At 41.0% G+C, this 17,362-nt stretch carries 10 protein-coding genes and 1 pseudogene; 7 read left to right on the top strand and 4 right to left on the bottom strand.

Annotated features, from left to right (window positions below; all coding sequences use genetic code 11):
* The first annotated feature begins 294 nt into the window (after positions 1-294).
* The 5 genes from C200_RS00105 to C200_RS00085 all read left to right on the top strand — a co-directional run bounded on the left by C200_RS00105 (position 295) and on the right by C200_RS00085 (position 5,665).
* Positions 295-1,212: a substrate-binding periplasmic protein gene (locus tag C200_RS00105; protein WP_016210991.1), complete on the top strand. Its 918-nt coding sequence runs from the start codon at positions 295-297 to the stop codon at positions 1,210-1,212.
* Between the two features lie 65 nt (positions 1,213-1,277).
* Positions 1,278-2,975 carry a methyl-accepting chemotaxis protein gene (locus C200_RS00100; protein ID WP_230383359.1) on the top strand — a complete coding sequence of 566 codons (1,698 nt, stop codon included), beginning with the start codon at positions 1,278-1,280 and terminating at the stop codon, positions 2,973-2,975.
* A 230-nt stretch (positions 2,976-3,205) separates the two neighbouring features.
* Positions 3,206-4,126, top strand: coding sequence for an alpha/beta hydrolase (locus C200_RS00095; RefSeq protein ID WP_016210995.1), 921 nt, complete (start codon positions 3,206-3,208; stop codon positions 4,124-4,126).
* 114 nt (positions 4,127-4,240) lie between these two features.
* Positions 4,241-4,942: a CoA transferase subunit A gene (locus C200_RS00090; protein ID WP_016210992.1), complete on the top strand. Its 702-nt coding sequence runs from the start codon at positions 4,241-4,243 to the stop codon at positions 4,940-4,942.
* Between the two features lie 66 nt (positions 4,943-5,008).
* On the top strand, positions 5,009-5,665 hold the full coding sequence (locus tag C200_RS00085; protein WP_016210996.1) for a CoA transferase subunit B: 657 nt from the start codon (positions 5,009-5,011) through the stop codon (positions 5,663-5,665).
* A gap of 10 nt (positions 5,666-5,675) precedes the next feature.
* Here C200_RS00085 and C200_RS00080 read toward each other — a convergent pair whose 3' ends face one another.
* Positions 5,676-6,557 (bottom strand): hypothetical protein, encoded by an 882-nt coding sequence (locus tag C200_RS00080; protein ID WP_016210990.1) that lies wholly within the window; start codon positions 6,555-6,557, stop codon positions 5,676-5,678.
* A 170-nt stretch (positions 6,558-6,727) separates the two neighbouring features.
* Between C200_RS00080 and pepN the strand changes: the two genes are divergently transcribed.
* Complete coding sequence (gene pepN / locus C200_RS00075; protein ID WP_016210989.1) at positions 6,728-9,397, top strand: aminopeptidase N; 2,670 nt, start codon at positions 6,728-6,730, stop codon at positions 9,395-9,397.
* Between the two features lie 415 nt (positions 9,398-9,812).
* Positions 9,813-10,247, top strand: coding sequence for a hypothetical protein (locus tag C200_RS00070; RefSeq protein ID WP_211250918.1), 435 nt, complete (start codon positions 9,813-9,815; stop codon positions 10,245-10,247).
* 204 nt (positions 10,248-10,451) lie between these two features.
* On the opposite strand, the gene C200_RS00065 is transcribed toward C200_RS00070, so the two are convergent.
* The 3 genes and pseudogenes from C200_RS00065 to C200_RS16820 all read right to left on the bottom strand — a co-directional run.
* Positions 10,452-11,975, bottom strand: a complete 1,524-nt coding sequence (locus tag C200_RS00065) for a class I SAM-dependent methyltransferase (RefSeq protein WP_016211255.1) — start codon at positions 11,973-11,975, stop codon at positions 10,452-10,454.
* Positions 11,976-12,111: 136 nt separating this feature from the next.
* Positions 12,112-16,596, bottom strand: a complete 4,485-nt coding sequence (locus tag C200_RS00060; protein ID WP_051307353.1) for a beta strand repeat-containing protein — start codon at positions 16,594-16,596, stop codon at positions 12,112-12,114.
* 644 nt (positions 16,597-17,240) lie between these two features.
* Positions 17,241-17,362: pseudogene (locus C200_RS16820) on the bottom strand (IS701 family transposase); the annotation flags it as partial.

Below are 17,362 nucleotides of genomic sequence, written 5' to 3'. Positions count from 1 at the left end.
CAAAAAATAGAGCATACATTGAACACCAGAAGAAGAGCGAGTTTGAATTATTGCTCACCTAATCATGTTTTTTTTTAGAGTATTTGATGGCGGCTTAGTATAGAGTAGTGTTGCACTTCAGATGACGGAGGGCGGATTTACTTTACCGGCAAGACATTAATCACGTATTAAGCGAAGCAATGAATTTTAGCTATTCTTTAAGCGAGGCACACCTTAAATTTGCAGATTTTAAGCTGGATCTATAGATATAGACAGATACAGATAATATAGATATTGCGGTATTGGGTATAGTGAATGAAAATCAAAGTAACACGCTTTTATCAGCTACTCTATAACCAGAGCCTTAACGTATTTTTATTAATGCTAATGTTCATCTTCTTACTTGCTCATTCACTACTAAGCAGTTTAAGTTTTGCTCAATCACCATTAAAAACAAAACAGCCAGACTCAGAGAACGCGTTGACATGTAAACAAATCACCATTGGTGGTCATCCATCTTATCCACCCATTGAGTGGGTTGTCCATAATCAGCTTGATGGTGCTGGGGTAAATATTGCTAAAGCCATTTTCAACAAGCTAAATATTGCAGTAACAACAAAAAATTTAGGCAGTATTCCTGCCATGCTAGACGCCTTACAGAGTAACCCTACAATCAATATGACCACCAGTATCTTTTACACTGCACCACGTACACAATACCTGCACTATATTCAACCGGCCTACGCCTATGACGAACTCGCTGTTTTTACCCGTAAAGGTGAAATGTTCTCTTTTCACTCCTGGCATGACCTTAAAAGTAAAAAAGGCGCCAGCACCTTAGGTACAACTACCGGCAACCCAGAACTTGATCAGATTCTCAATGACAAGCTGCAAGTCCAGCCGATACAGCGCGTCAACCTTGCCTTTCATAAACTTGCCAAGTACCGTATTGATTATGTTATTGCTCCCAAATTCACCGGTATTATCGAGATCAAAAAAGAGTTCAGCAAAACAATTATTGCTCTAGACAAACCATTCTCGGCTGCTGGAATCTATTTTGCCTTTGCCAAGCACGCCAGCTGCAAGCAACTCTATCAACGCTTTAGCCAAGAACTCGCCCAGATGATTCAACAAGGAAAAATTAAACAACTGATTAATCAAGCCTACGCCAGCTATGCCTACCAAGACCGTCTTGGCATTATTACTAAAGAATATGATGAATCAGAAAAGTGATGTTCCTTTAAAAACACAGATTTCTAGCAATACTATTAATAACACCTGCGTAAAAAGGCCCGACTATGATGATGCGCTTTTTCTCGAATGCTAAATTCAGTAATTTAACCATTAAGCTCCTCAGTATCTCTGCAATTGTCGGCACATTGATTATCAGTGCAAGCTTATATGGACTCATTGCAATGTGGTCTTCAATGAACCACCTCGTTAAAATCATCGAAACCGGCCAAAATCAAGAGCGAAAGATATTAGTCATCAGTCTGCACTTTAAAGAGCAAGTTCAAGAATGGAAAAATGTTCTCTTGCGTGGCAAAAATAGTGCAGATCGTGAAAAGTATATTAGCAAATTTAAAAATCAAGAAAAAATAGTGCAACAACAAAGCAATGACTTGCTAAAAGAGCTTAACCGCTTACAACTGCACTCACTGGCAAACCAACTTAAAAAATTTACCGAAGCACACAAAGTACTTAGCCAGAAATATCAACAAGGCTTTGAGCATTTTAAACACAGTAATTTTAATAGTGAAGCGGGTGATACAGCTATTCGCGGTATCGACCGTGAACCCATTAAAATTCTAACCGAGGTGGCTCATTTAATTTCCAAGCAGCTACTCGCCGATACTGAACTTGCCGTCAAGAAAAAGCAGCAGGTGATTATTTTAACTATGACTCTGATTACCCTCGCGGTCATTATTGGCACGATCATCTATGCCTTTTTAATTAAAGTGATGATTATTCGCCGTGTACAAAATTTAACGCATGATTTAAAACTCATTGCTGCAGGTGATTTTACTCACCCACTGCACACCTCAGGTCATGATGAAATTGGCCAAATTGGCCTTGCGGTAAAAACACTCAAAGAAAACACCGGTAAACTGATTGCTGAAATCACTAAAGCCACTCATCAGGTCGACCATGCGGCCCTTGAAATGTCGAGCACCATGTCGGCCACACAAGAACAGCTCGATAAACAAGCACAAAAATCGACACACGCTTCAAGCGCTATGAATACGATGAATGATTCTATAAAAGCCATCGTCCTAAAAGCAGAAGCAGTCGCTGAATCAGCCTTAAATGCCAACCAAAAGAGCTTAGAAGGTCAGCAAATGCTGACACAAACGCGCGATATTATTAAAGGTCTCGCCAATGAGGTCAATACCACTTCACAGATTATCGGCACCTTAAGTGAGTCCAGTGATAATGTCGGGAGCATTCTCGATGTCATTAAAGGGATTTCTGAACAAACCAACATGCTTGCCTTAAATGCAGCCATCGAAGCGGCACGCGCTGGCGAGCAGGGGCGTGGCTTTGCTGTTGTTGCTGATGAAGTGCGCGGTCTCGCTCAACGTACCGCAGAGTCTGCCGGCCAAATTGATGATCTGATTATGGAACTGCGCTCACATGCAAGCAAAGCGGTTGAGGCGATGGAAAAAGGTAAAGCAAGTACTGAACAAACAGTAGAACAATCACAAAAAATGTCGGATATTTTAACAATCATCATTAACTCCGTCGGTGAAATTTCAAAAACTAACAGCACAATTAGTGAATCAATCAGCAAACAAAGCGCCAGCTGTGATAATGTCAACGAACAAATTAACTCAATTAGCCAATTAGCTAAAGAAGCCAATACCTCCACCAGTCAGACGACAAAAATGAGTCAATCACTGTCAGAGCTCAGCTCAAACTTAGCTCTCCTGATCAGTCAGTTTAAAGTGAACAATACATCAACTAGCCAAGAAAATAAAAAAACAACATTAACGTAAGCTCGGTATAAGTATCCAACGCTTACTACTTGAACACTTGCTTGCATTTTCGATCAATCGCTTTAATATAAGCCTTGCTTGGGGTCCATTTTTTGTCATTACATCAAGGCAACTTCTTGGGTACACTACCAGTGTGCCATATTAATTTAGTGCTATCATCAACCTCAGGCCATGATATTATATAAAAATAATATCTGCTTAATTTATAAAAGTGATCAGAGTATCAATGTATGATTTTTGACAAAAGCCAAACCCCCTTTGCTGAATTTCTAAATTACATTAATAACAACCGTATAGTTGAGCTAAGCCCTGATATTTTACGCGCTGCATTTAGCAAACTATGCCAAAATTTTAGCATCCCCCATGAAGAGTTATATCAGGTTGAAAACAGTACACTTCACACCGATGAATACGATATCCCAACTCGTACTTATCTACCGATAGAACACCACCATACATTGCCTATTATGATTTATCTACACGGTGGAGGTCATATGATAGGCTCAATTAATGACTATGATACAACCTTACGCGCCATCGCCAATCACTGCCAAGCCGTTGTCATTGCCATAGAATACCGCTTAGCCCCTGAGCACCCTTATCCAGCAGGTCTAAATGATTGTTTATGTGCAATAGAGCATTTATCTAGGCGATTTGATCAACGTAACATTTATATCGCCGGAGACAGTGCAGGTGGTAATTTAACCGCTCTTGCCACACTTAAACTACATAATAATATCAACATCGCTGGTCAAATTTTAATCTATCCCAGTTTGGATTTCACCTCTTCTTCACCGTCCCACCATCACTACCAGCAGTCTTATTTCCTCGAAAGAAAAACGATTGAATTTTATTTTCATCATTATTTTAACAGTCCTGATCAGTCAGAACGTATTGCCGCCTCACCATTGCTTCAACCTACACCCTCTACACTTCCAAAGACTTTAATCATTACTGCAGATTTAGACCCATTACGTGATGAAGGTATACGTTATCATCAAAAACTACAAGAGCATCGCATCCATGCAGAATTAACCAATATCCCTAAAATGATTCATGCCTTTATGAGCTTGTATAAGGTTGTCCCTAAACAAGTTGAACAATTATTCACGCTTATTTATAAATTTATTAATGATAATCATCATAAATAAAGATATTGTCTATATACTTTAAAAACACATAAAACAAAGGATTAAAGATATTTAGCTTAGATTTTGCTAGAGTAGTAAGAGTCTAATTATAGAGCTGCAAAAAAAGGAGTCATAATGAGAGGATTTAATAAAGTTGTTGCTTCCTATGATGAAGCACTTGCAGGTGTGAGCGATAATATGACCATCATGATTGGTGGATTTGGTTTATGTGGTATTCCAGAAGGCTTAATTAAAAAAATCGCTGAACTTGAACCAACGGGTCTAACGTGTATTTCTAATAATGCTGGTGTTGATGACTTTGGCTTAGGCTTTTGGTTACAAAAAAAAATGATTAAAAAAATGTATGCGTCTTATGTCGGTGAAAATGCTCTATTTGAGCAACAAGTCTTAAATGGCGAACTTGAAATTGTCTTAACCCCACAAGGCACTCTCGCTGAGAAAATACGCGCTGGTGGCGCTGGTATTCCAGCCTTTTATACGGCCACGGGGGTCGGCACTGACATAGCCAAAGGCAAAGAAGTCAAGCAGTTTAATAATCGGGATTATATTCTAGAAGAGGCTTTTCATGCCGATTTTGCCCTAGTTAAAGCCTGGAAGGCCGACACTATGGGTAATTTAATCTATAAAAATACCGCCATGAACTTTAACCCAATGATTGCAACCGCGGGTAAAATCACTGTTGTTGAAGTTGAAGAAATTGTCGAACCAGGGGAATTAGACCCAAATCAAATTCACACACCCGGCATTTATGTACAACGTTTAATTCAAGGTAGTTTTGAAAAGCGCATCGAGCAACGTACGGTTAAAACTACATAGAAAAACTATCTAAACATTCTGATACAAATTTAAAATAACAGCCTAAAAATAAACAAGGAAAGACACATGGCATTATCCCGCGAACACATTGCCCAGCGCCTTGCTAAAGAGCTCAAAAATGGTTATTACGTTAATCTTGGCATCGGCATCCCCACCCTCGTCGCTAACTATATCCCCAATGATATGGATATTTTACTGCAATCTGAAAATGGCCTGCTCGGCATGGGAGAGTTTCCAACAGCAGAACAAATCGACCCGGACTTAATTAATGCTGGCAAACAAACCGTCACAGCAGTAACCGGCGCCGCTTTTTTTTCATCTGCCGAAAGTTTTGCCATGATTCGTGGTGGCCATGTTGATTTAACCATCTTAGGTGCCTTTGAAGTGGATCAAAAAGGTAATATTGCCTCATGGATGATTCCCAACAAGCTCGTTAAAGGCATGGGTGGTGCCATGGATTTAGTCGCTGGTGCTGAGAATATTATCGTTGCTATGGCTCACGCGAATAAACACGGCGAATCTAAAATTCTCAAAGAATGTACCCTACCACTCACAGGGGTTAACTGCGTAACAACGGTAGTCACCGACCTTGCCGTATTAAAGTTAGTCGATGGTGCGTTTCACCTCCTTGAACGTGCGCCGGGAGTAAGCTGTGAGGAAATTCAACAAAAAACTGCCGCAACGCTGATTATTCCTGATCAGGTGATCGAAATGCAGTTTTAACTTTATCACTTTAATCACTCAATATATCTATACAAAGCTTTAACAAATACTCAGGTGTACGTTGAATCGTATCACCTGCAACATTAAATAAACGCCAAATTTCTTTTTGAATATGACATTGCCCAGGTGAAATCATTTTTAACGGTGCTAGGGTTTCTAGCTCCAGGCATTGCTGATCACTATAAACCTCATTGTTTGAATTAAAATCAGGATGTCTGGCCAAATCATCAACCGCAAATTGCTTAATCAACAGGGTATTGCCATAAAGATAAGCCGACCAACCAAGCAAATTTAAATAGCCAATTTTAAAGGGCTTCACCAGTGGTTTACCATGAATGAGAATAGCCTGGTGGTGCAACTCTAAGCGCTCATCTTGATAATCACTGTAAGGCCAAAAGTTAAGCTGACGATTAGGCAATAAGCCATGCTCATCAAACGGCTGATTATATTGCGGTAAAATTGCTACACCGCCGGTTTTAAACTGCGTAATTCCCCACGGTGCACACTCAACTGACCAAAGCCCATGATTATAAATTACATGATCAATCGCTAATTCAGCCTGATTCTGATGCATCTTTAAGCGCAGCTGTTTTTGCAAGCCTGTGTATGCTTCAATATGGCCTGTCATTGTCACTGTTAAGTCATCACTTTGAAGCAATTCAGGTGGCATGTTATCGGGCATATAACTGCGTGGTTTGGCCTCAGGAGCATGCCATAAACGATGACCACCATAGAAAATAAAATCACCCGCGATTGTCGTCACTTTACTTGCTACACTTAGCTCGGCAAAAATATTAATGTCATCACTTAATGCCAAATACGTCAAGCGTGGCCCAGCATCAACAAGATAACCAAGCCGTATTTTTCCATTGCTTAATTGTACTGTTTTCATAACACCCTCATAAAAACTCAATGATTCACACCCCTCTTTTTCAAAACCCACGTTAAACTCGCGCTTTAATACCCTAGTTAAAGCGCTTCCCTCACCGTGCCAGCTTTGTTAGAGTGGTAAGAAATTTTAGCTATTTTAAACTCAATCATTAGCCACTATAGGAAGATACCATGAGCCAGGTGAAAGAAAAGTTTTTAAAAGATTATATCCCCCCTAATTACTGGATTCATACCACCGACCTTACTATTGACCTTTATGAAGATCATGCCTTAGTTACAACAACGCTTGGCCTTGAGCGTAATTCAGCACACCCTGCACCTAATAATAAACTGGTACTGAATGGCGAGCATTTAGAGCTTATTAGCCTGCGCTTAAATCAAACAGTATTGCAGCCAAATGACTACACCCTCACAGATATAGACCTTACTTTACATAACCTGCCTGAACGCTCTGAACTTGAAATCATCACGAAAACTAAACCGCAAGAAAATACCGCCCTTGAAGGACTTTATCGCTCTGGCAGTATGTTCTGTACCCAATGCGAAGCTGAAGGCTTTCGCCGCATTAGCTATTATCTAGACCGTCCTGATGTCATGGCAACATTCACCACGCGTATCACTGCTGACCAAAAAAAATACCCTGTTTTACTCTCCAATGGCAATAAAATTGACTCAGGCCCTTTGGACAATGGTCGTCATTTTGCTGTTTGGCAAGACCCTTTTAAAAAGCCTAGTTATCTTTTTGCTCTGGTTGCAGGTGATTTAGATTGTCTACGTGATCAATTTATAACTCGCTCTGATCGCAAAGTCGCTTTAGAAATTTATACTGAACATGGCAAGATTAATGAATGTCAACACGCTCTTGAATCATTAAAAAAATCTATGCGTTGGGATGAAGAGCGCTTTAATCTAGAATATGACCTGGATATTTACATGATTGTTGCCGTATCTGACTTTAATATGGGAGCAATGGAAAACAAAGGGCTAAATATCTTTAATACTAAATATGTCCTCGCCCAAGCCGAAACCGCGACAGACAGTGATTTTCTCGCTGTAGAATCAGTGATTGGCCATGAATATTTCCATAACTGGACGGGTAATCGCGTCACCTGCCGTGACTGGTTTCAACTGAGCTTAAAAGAGGGTCTTACAGTATTTCGCGATCAAGAATTCTCATCAGATTTAAATACGCGTGCAGTCAAACGCATTCAAGATGTCAATATCATTCGTAGTGCTCAATTTGCCGAAGATGCCAGCCCCATGGCCCACCCGATTCGCCCAGAGTCTTATATAGAAATGAATAACTTCTATACGGTTACAGTTTACGACAAAGGCGCAGAAATCATTCGCATGCTCCATACCTTGCTTGGCGAGCAAGGCTTTCAAGCGGGTATACAGCTATATTTTAAACGCCATGATGGCCAAGCGGTCACCTGCGATGATTTTGTCAGTGCAATGGAAGATGCCAATCAAAGATCACTGGATCAATTTAAACTCTGGTACAGTCAAGCCGGCACACCCACCTTACATATTACCGATGATTATGATGAGCACACACAGCGTTATACTTTGCGCGTTAAGCAAAATTGCCCACCAACTCCTGGACAAGCGCAGAAACAACCAATGCATATTCCAGTTAAAGTCGGTTTACTTGATGCCGAAGGTGACGCGCTAGAGCTAAACCTTAGCAAAGAGTGTAATAACGAATATAGCCCTCAACAACCTAATCATCGTCCTTTAAAAGAACTGATTTTAAATCTTCAAGAATCAGAACAAGAATTTCACTTTGATAATATCAGCACTAAACCCATTCCTTCCTTACTGCGCGATTTTTCAGCGCCAGTCAAAGTGCATTACCCGTATAGCGAAGACGAGCTCTGTTTTTTATTTAAACATGATAATAATGCCTTTAATCGCTGGGATGCTGGACAAACATTATTCAAGCGCTTTATTTTAAATGCGGTTGACCAGCTGCGTGCTAATCAAACGGTTATTGTTTCTGACAAACTCATTCAGGCCTTTGCCAACATTTTAACCTCAGCCACCTTAGATGCCGCATTTATTACTGAAGCAGTGCGTATTCCAACCGTGCAAGCTTTAGCTGAGGAAATGCCGACTATTTGGGTCGATGAGCTATTAGAAGCACGCAAGATTCTTGTACATACCTTGGCTGAGCGTTTAAAGCCAGAGTTCCTCGCCATCTATACTCAATGTCATCGTATTAAAGCCTATAGTTTAAGCCAAAAAGATATCGCCAGACGCGCCTTACAAAATATCTGTCTAAGCTACCTCTTAGAGCTCGATGACCATCCTGACCATATTTGCTTAGCAGTTGATCAATTTAACCAAGCCAATAATATGACAAACCAGTTTGCGGCCCTTGCAGCCCTTAGCCATACGAATCAACCTGAGCGCCAACAAGTGTTAGCCGCCTTTTATCAACAATGGCAACATCATGAATTGGTCGTTAATAAGTGGCTGATGATTCAAGCGCGCAGCAGTGCAGAACCAACCTTAACGGATGTTAAAGCACTCACTCAACATACGGCTTTTGATATTAAAACCCCGAATAACGTCTATGCCCTTTTAGTTGGTTTTGCAGCCAATATGAAACACTTCCATGCAAAAGATGGTTCAGGCTATCACTTTATTGAAGAAAAAGTCCAAGAGCTTTCAGCGATTAATCCACAAGTTGCCGCACGTCTAGTCCGTTCATTAATGAACTGGCGTCGTTATGATGAGCAACGTAGCAAACTGATGAAAGCCTCACTCGAATCAATTGCCAATACACCAGCGCTATGCAAAGACGTTTATGAAATTGTCAGCAAAGCCTTAAATTAACGTGAGTTCGATATAACTCAGTTGGTCAATAGGTTACGCTGGATATTAAGCGATGGCTTCTTCTCCTGAAGACAGTAGGCTGCTAATCCAGCAAGTGTGAAAGTCTGAACCTAGCTTGACAGGTGGAATTATGGACTAATTTTATTTGACAAAGCACTTGATTTAGATCCCTCCTTAGCAAGTGAGCCGAGTCAAAATATTTTAAATGAAAAAAGATTAGTAGAAAATCTAAGTTCTTTTAACCCTCCAGATTCAGACCCGATCGATGTTGATGAAAAATTAAGGCTCCGTAAGCGTCGCTACCTCGCCTCCATGGCTCGCAGCGTATGCTGCATGGTTTTTTTGCCTCGTTGAAATCGAGCAAGAGCGCACAAGCTCATTAAAAGTAGCAAAGTTATTTAAAAAAGAAATGGGGTTGGATGAGCATTGTGATTTATCAAAAGAAGTAACCATCGCAATAACAGTGGATGAGTTTAGACGCAAGCTGGATGCACTCAAACTACCTATTAATCACTCTGGTCCTAGAAAAGCGGCGATTGCTCAATATGAGGCAGCAGCAGTAACCAGCTTTGTTAACTACCAAACAGGTCACATAGACAAAAACTGTTTTATAACAGAGCTTCAAGCAGCAGAAAATCAATGCATTAAAGTTCTGGATGACACCTACTCGAGAAAATTATTGAAAGTAGCGGTTAATGCGTTAACCCTCTGTTTGACTCTTGGTATTGCCAATTTGATTAATAAAGTAAATACAGGCGAATTTTTATTCTTTAATCAGTCAGCAGAAACTAAAAAAATGTCAAATATTTCAGCTAGCTTAACATGCCTTCCATCCAGGGAAGCATCATAACAGTATGTTAAAGATAACAGCCCCTAATAAAAATTAACTATCAATCAATCATTTATAAATTTCACAAAAGCAATAAACCTAGCACGCCTTAAAACAAGACGTATCTATCACCCATCTTATTATCACTATAAAGTCAATAAATAATTAAACATCAAGGAGACTGTCATAGCCTCCTCATTTATTATCTTACATTTTTTATTTATATTAATCAGTTGGCTCTATAGCCGGGCTGATTAAACCTAACTGCTGGTATAATGGCTTTTTCTTCTCTTCAAATTCCTGAACCAGCTTTTCAGTATGGGCCACAGCTTTTTCTTGCTCTTGAATTAACTCACCTTCAGCAATAAAAGCGCGGTTATGCGACTTCATCTCTTCAAGCATTTTTCTCACCAGCTGACTACCACTTAGCTTTTCACTATGTTTCAGCAGCACTTGATCTTCCGGACTAATACTCAAGCCCGTACCTTGATAAGCAAAAAAGCTCAATGCCTGATCAGAAAACGCGCGCTCTGAGATAATTTGATTAATCTTTTCAATTGATTTTTGAGACTTAATGGGGTTAACTAAAATCGCCTGATTACTCATTAATAAGACCGTCACGACACTCATTACGTCACTTAAGCTAAAGCCTGTGACTTTCACGAGTGTTTTAATGTCAATCACCCCTGCTTTGAGTACAGCAATCACTGGCAAAGCCCTCTCTGCATTTAAAGACACCTCACCAATATCAATGGTCACTTTTAATTTAACATCTTCAGGTTGACAGATTAGCGTGAGCGAAAAACCTTCAATAATTTTAATTTGCTCTTTATCTGTTAATGTTCTTGCACCTCGACAATAAATATCACGGCGGAATTTTTTATTGACTAATAAATCCTTCGTGAATTCACGCATCGGCACTGTCGGCTGTTCATTCACTAATTCGATCTGCTCCGCTGTCAGCTGATACTGATTATAATTATCATAAAGTGTCGCAGAGCCTATATAGCTTAACTTAGCTTCTCCCATTTCACTCATAATTTCAGTGACATATAATGGATTCCAATCTTGGTTCAAATACTCTTGAGCTAGATATTTTTCTTTAAGTTTTTCGAGTTCACCAATTTGCTGCTCAATTTGTGGGTTCAAGCGAATAAAAGCCGCATTTTTCTCTTTCAATTTTTGAATATAATTTCGTGCAATATGAACTTTTGCCACCGTATGCGCATTATGACTTTGCCCCATAGAATTAATCGCTTCACGAAATGGTAATACATGACTCCAGCCTGGCATGCTGTTATAACTGTTATAGACAATCCCTCCCGTGTTTAAATGTTGCTTAATAAACTCACACACTGCTAAGCGATTTTCTTTGCTGATCCAAGAATACACGCCATGCAAAACAATATAATCAAATTTTTTTAAACTTAACTGATCTGCCTCCTTAAAACTCACCTCATGAAAGTGCATATTATTAAGCCTCGCTTCAGCAGCTAAATGACGGGCATTTGCAATATGTACGGGCATAAAATCAATGGCATGGAACTCAGCCTCAGGAAAAGAAGCCGCTAATATATTTGCAGTCACACCATTACCGGAACCCAACTCACAATAACGAAAGCTTTTTTTTGTCGGCGGCGGTGAAACCTTATTAATCGCACAGATAAAATCTAGATAATTCGGTGCAAGTTCTTTAAAAAAATCAGCAACATACTCAGAATCCGTATGATAACCATCAGTCCAGTTCATGATTCCCTCCTAAAATTGGCAGATGTGCATTACTAAGTCTAGTGCTTTCATTATTAAGAGTAAATTTTATTAGCAATAAAAAAGGCAGCCAATGCTGCCTTACTAAAATAAGTAAAATTAAAGTTTAGATAATCACTTAAAAATCATAACGGATCTTCAAGTTACCACCATACGCTTTTGAGCTAGATTCCCACTCGTATCCTGTCTGAGCAGAAACAGTCATGTGATTGGCCATCTCATAAGACAAGCCTAACGTCGCAGCAATGCTGTTTTTGTCTTGATCCGTCCCTTCAGCAAGCACACCACTGGCTGATGGTGAACCACCTGTATCGGCGAAGACAAACGTACTCGTTGGTTGATTCGCTGCCGTATGATACGCCATTAACTGTAAACTCGGTGTAAAGGTGTTATCACCTTGACGCACCGCATAAGCTATGCGCGCACCCAAACCGACTTTAATCATGTGAATTGCATCAGAATCAATGGTTTTAGCCGCATACCCGGTTTCTGTATATTTTTCATTATTCACATAGGTATAGCTTGCCGCCCCCATCGGTGTCAATGTCAGGGCATGATTTAACGGGATATCATAACCTGCCTCAGCATTGAAAGCGAAGAGATTACCGTTGTATTCTGCGTTAGTCGTACCAAAGCCGGTGACAACATTACTGTAATCATTTTGAGTAAAGCCATAGGTTGCATTACCATTGATGAAGAAGCGGTCAACATCCACACCAAGGTAGACACTTCCTTGATAGCTTTTCACAGTCGTATTCTGATTACGATTACCCGTGGTATCTACATCACTATTGGCATAGGATAAAGCAAAACCTAAGGTGAAATTACGGCCTAACTGTGTATCAAGACCAAAGGCTAAACCATAAGAATTGGCATCATAACCATAGACACCATCCTCAGCATCTTGCTCTAGTTTATTACCAAAGGCTTGTCCCCAAACCCCATGTTTAGGCGTCGCAGAACCCGTTGCAATACCACTCATACTCGCACTAGCAAGGGCTGTATTGCCTTGTAAACTGGCTAAGCGATTAGAGATCACACTACCACCGGCACCACTGAAGGCCGAAGCCACAGAAGCGGCCGCAAAAGCGGATGAGGCTGAAATATCGACATCAATTTGATCTTCAAACTGATCGAGTGTCGTTTGATTCATGCTCAAGGTTGCATTTGATAAGGCCTGAGCAGTTGTCAAGTTCGTTGCTGTCGCACTCGCATAATCACTCAGCAAAGAAGCCAAACCTTTATGGTGAACATTTGAAACTTCAATAATCGACTTCGATGCACCATTGGCAACAATCGTATAAATGCTACCGGACTCACCTGCTTTACGTGCCACCGGCAATAACGCGCTAGAAACTAACGTTCCTGGTGTAAAGGTACTGGCTGCTGAAGCATCAATGATTGCGACGGTTTCACCATCCGTAAATTGCTGCTGGGCAACACCTGTCGCATTATTTTGTGCAGCCATTTGCGGGACAATATTCACCCCTGCAAGATTGACAGCACCGCCAGTGAAGGTCAATTGAGCAGGGCCTCCTCCATCTACCACACTTGGGATCGTCTCTAAAGTGACATTACCTGAGGACTGTGTATAACCTCCGACTGCAGCAAAAATCGCTTGCTCATTATTACTACCGCCATTGGCCGCATTGGTTGTAGTATCAGCAAACAAGGCAAGAGAGCTTCCACCTGTTACCGCATCCGTTGCTGTTAATTGCGGAGCTAAAGCAGCCGCATTACCACCATTAAACTGAATACCACCGCTACCCGTTAATGCCGTTATCGTCGGTGCATTACCAACCGTAGTATTAGAAACATCTAAAGTGCCAGTATTTGCCAGTTTTGCCACCGTATAGGCCGCAGCACCTTCACCCAAACGTAAGTTACCGCTATTAGTAAAGCTTGTCACATTACTAACCGCACCCGTCAATGTGCTAAAACCTGTGGCCGTAATCGTTTCGATGTTATTAATAACACCCAATTGAGGACGGCCATTTTCCGTGATCGAGCTCGTCCCTGTAATCGTTAACGTATCACTATCACTGGTGCTCTCACCATCAATAGCGGTATTTGCTGCAGCTGTGCTAAACCCAGCTCCAATATTAATCGCCGCCGTTGTGCTTGCTGCATAGGTTAAATCGCCGTTAAGCGTACCATTTAAGTTACTGATTGCCGCATTAATGGTATTCGCTCCACCACCAGTGACTAATGTTGTCCCAGTATTTAAATTAAAGGTCTTAACACCTTTTAAAGTCACTGCACTCGTCCAAGTATGGCTACCACTTGCAACCGCTAAACTATCAAAGTTAGCCAGTGCAGAGGTAGTGACGTTATTTCCACCACCTTGTACTGTCAACGTATTGACACCCGTCGCACCCCCGTCAAGGTTTTGGCCCAAGACCAACGCCCCTGCAGTTGCATCGATCACGACTGTTTGTGCACTCGTGCCTAAGATCAGAGCAGAGCCTAATGTGCCTTTTAACGTAACATTGGCTGCATCAATGGTTTTACCATTAGAGTCAAAACCTGTCGCACCACTGTTTAAAGTGAAATCAGTGATATCCATGCCATTTGGGTCACCACTGGCGACTAAATCATTAGCGAGCTTAGTCCCAGCTCCAGAGACTTGCACTTGCTCAAAATTTTTCAGTGTTAACGTAGCATTGTTACCATTTGTTAAGTCAGATGCATTTAAAATAATCACATCTGCTGTGCCGGCTCCCCCATCAAGGGTTAAGCTCGCTGCGCCTGCAGTGCCCGTATACTTGATGGTTTCATTGCCTGTACTTGCAGTTACGCTATTACTGATCACTGCATCAAAGTTCGCAGTCGCGCCTACACCCACAGCAATTCCACCGGTTGCAGTCACACCAGCAATAGTACCACCAAAGGTCGCTATTGCCCCATCGCTGACTTTAATCGTCTCAATGGCTGTAATCGCACCTGTACCTGCAGAAGCGGCTGATCCACTCATGGTCAGAGCATCAGTTGCGCCACTACCTCCGGTAATGGTATCCGCACCAACGCCTAAGATCCCTGAGTTCGTAATGGTCAACACACCTGAGCCATCAGCACTTACAGCACCATCAATAGTACCGCCAGCACTTTGTGTGATAGTCAAAGCACCATTATTTGCAGAGGTAGTTACCGCACCAGTAATCGTACCTGAGTTATCACTAATGACAAGACCACCACCGTTACCTGTGATCGCACCTGTGACCGTTCCAGAGTTACTAAGGCTAAGTTTCTTATCAACATCAGCATTAATAATAGCGCCTGTAATTGTCCCCGCATTAGTAACAGCAGAATCTGCATCAGCACCACCTGCGACGATATTAATCGCATTAGTACCTCCACTGATCGTTGCACCACTATTATTTGTAATAGCAACAGCACCGGACCCAGCGGCTTTCTCAATCGCTGTAGTACCTGCTGAAGAAATCGTACCCGAGTTAGTCACCGTTAAAGTGCCTACTGAATTAATTGCCTCATGAGTTGCAGCAGTACCTAAAGTTGAGATTGTCGCACCTGAGTTATTAGTGATTGTTAATGCACCAGTCCCAGCATGCGAAACCGCATCGGCATAACTGGCCGCTGTGCCACCTGCACCGGCTTGAATCGTGCCAGAGTTGGTAATCGTATTGGTTGCTGCACCACCAGTAATATGGATACCTGCACCGGCGAGCGAAGTACCACTTGCACCGGTACCATGATTACCACCAGAGACAGTTTTGCCACTATCCACAGTTAAGTTTAAAGCACCCGCTGCCAATGCTGAGGTGATACCTGCACCGCCATTACCATCGTTGGTTGCAGCACCTTCACCGGCAAGTCCACCCGTGACATTGCCACCTAAGTTTAAATTAACAGCGGTTTGTGCATCTGAAGTATTATCAACAATCGCGATACCTGCACCACCGCTGCCTCCAGTGTCTGCATTACCCACACCATCACCACCGGCCCCGGCTGTAATTGCTACAGTTGATGTGACTGTTGTTGCAGAGTTTGCACTGGCATTGATATTCACGCCCACACCACCAGCGCCACCGACACCACTGGTATCACCATTACTTCCTGCACCACCCGTGGCAACAGAATTAAGATTAAGCACTGTGGTTGTCGTTTTAGCAGCATCTGCTGCGGTTGGCATTAAATCGATAGCAATGCCACCAATATTACCAGCACCTGCACCGGCAGGCGCTTGAGCGGCTCCACCATTAATTACTTTTGAGGCTGTTGTTGTAATCGTACCGCTTAGATTTTTATTAGTAATAACATCTAAGCCTTTACCTGCTGCTGCAGCATTACCAGTGGTACTCTGCCCCCCCTTAATATCTCCTGTAAAAGTAACAGCACCGGCAGTACCTTCTGATGTTGCAAAGGTTAGATCCGTACCATCCGTGCCATCGGTTGCTGCTGAATTATCATTACCGTCATCGGATAAAGGCGTATTCGCATCAGTCACTGAAATTGTTTCAGTCACTGCATAGGCCGCAGGTGCACCAAACCCTACCAAAGCTAGGGTTAAACTTGCCGCAAGCAATGACTTTTGGAAGGTCGGGGTGTTGTTTGCTTTCCCGTTCCGTGTTACGTTGTTTCCCATTGTTTGTTCCTTTAAAGATTTAATTCCCATAATTTAAATCGATTTAAACTAAAAGGATTTAAAAGGGTGGCAGCCCCTTAAAATCCTTAATTATCAAAAAACGGCTGCATACGTTAGCCGCTTTTAATTAAAAAAATCACCATATTTTGCTTAAATTAAGCAAAAAATAATGAAACAACTTAGCAGTTTCGAGATTTTTTTAATACTCCCATGCCTCCAGGAGATTTACCCGTCGCTCTAGCACCCTAGTCAATTACGACATTTAAATTGTAGTACAGCTATTTTCCTTATGTTTTAAAAGGAATTAAAAAATCTCAGTGCAAAAATAATACCATATTTAAAATTTATAATTTTTATATGGATAATTGCTTTATTTTAAAATAAAAATTATGTAAAACAAAAATCAGCTTTCAGATATTTACTATAAAAAATTGACACGAGTTTTCAGCTTATTTTGTTAAAAACATTTCAATAATTTTTATAAATTTAATTTTTATTTTTCTTTACATATAAATTACTATTTATTAGATTTAATAAATCTTATTTTATTGATTTTTATTAACTAAAAAATTATATTTTTCATAGCATTAAATGAAACATCATAAATCATAGACCATATCATTTTTACTCACCTTACGCACAGGTCATAAACATTTTAATCGCCTAAGCTCTTCAAAAGCTATTTGATTTGACCGCACAAGTAATTTATATTTGAGTGCAAAGTGGTTAAGTTGTGCTTTTACACTCAATGTTTCTAGTTTACAAA

Origin of the sequence: Piscirickettsia salmonis LF-89 = ATCC VR-1361 (assembly GCF_000297215.2) — a bacterium.
Classification (GTDB): Bacteria; Pseudomonadota; Gammaproteobacteria; order Piscirickettsiales; family Piscirickettsiaceae; genus Piscirickettsia; species Piscirickettsia salmonis.
Note: the sequence above shows the minus strand (reverse complement) of the source record. Positions and strands in the feature narration are given on the sequence as shown.

Coding starts and splice junctions, on each gene's coding strand:
- C200_RS00105 (WP_016210991.1), top strand. CDS start 295: ATGAAAATCAAAGTAACACGCTTTTATCAGCTACTCTATAACCAGAGC.
- C200_RS00100 (WP_230383359.1), top strand. CDS start 1,278: ATGATGATGCGCTTTTTCTCGAATGCTAAATTCAGTAATTTAACCATT.
- C200_RS00095 (WP_016210995.1), top strand. CDS start 3,206: ATGATTTTTGACAAAAGCCAAACCCCCTTTGCTGAATTTCTAAATTAC.
- C200_RS00090 (WP_016210992.1), top strand. CDS start 4,241: ATGAGAGGATTTAATAAAGTTGTTGCTTCCTATGATGAAGCACTTGCA.
- C200_RS00085 (WP_016210996.1), top strand. CDS start 5,009: ATGGCATTATCCCGCGAACACATTGCCCAGCGCCTTGCTAAAGAGCTC.
- C200_RS00080 (WP_016210990.1), bottom strand. CDS start 6,557: ATGAAAACAGTACAATTAAGCAATGGAAAAATACGGCTTGGTTATCTT.
- pepN (WP_016210989.1), top strand. CDS start 6,728: ATGAGCCAGGTGAAAGAAAAGTTTTTAAAAGATTATATCCCCCCTAAT.
- C200_RS00065 (WP_016211255.1), bottom strand. CDS start 11,975: ATGAACTGGACTGATGGTTATCATACGGATTCTGAGTATGTTGCTGAT.
- C200_RS00060 (WP_051307353.1), bottom strand. CDS start 16,596: ATGGGAAACAACGTAACACGGAACGGGAAAGCAAACAACACCCCGACC.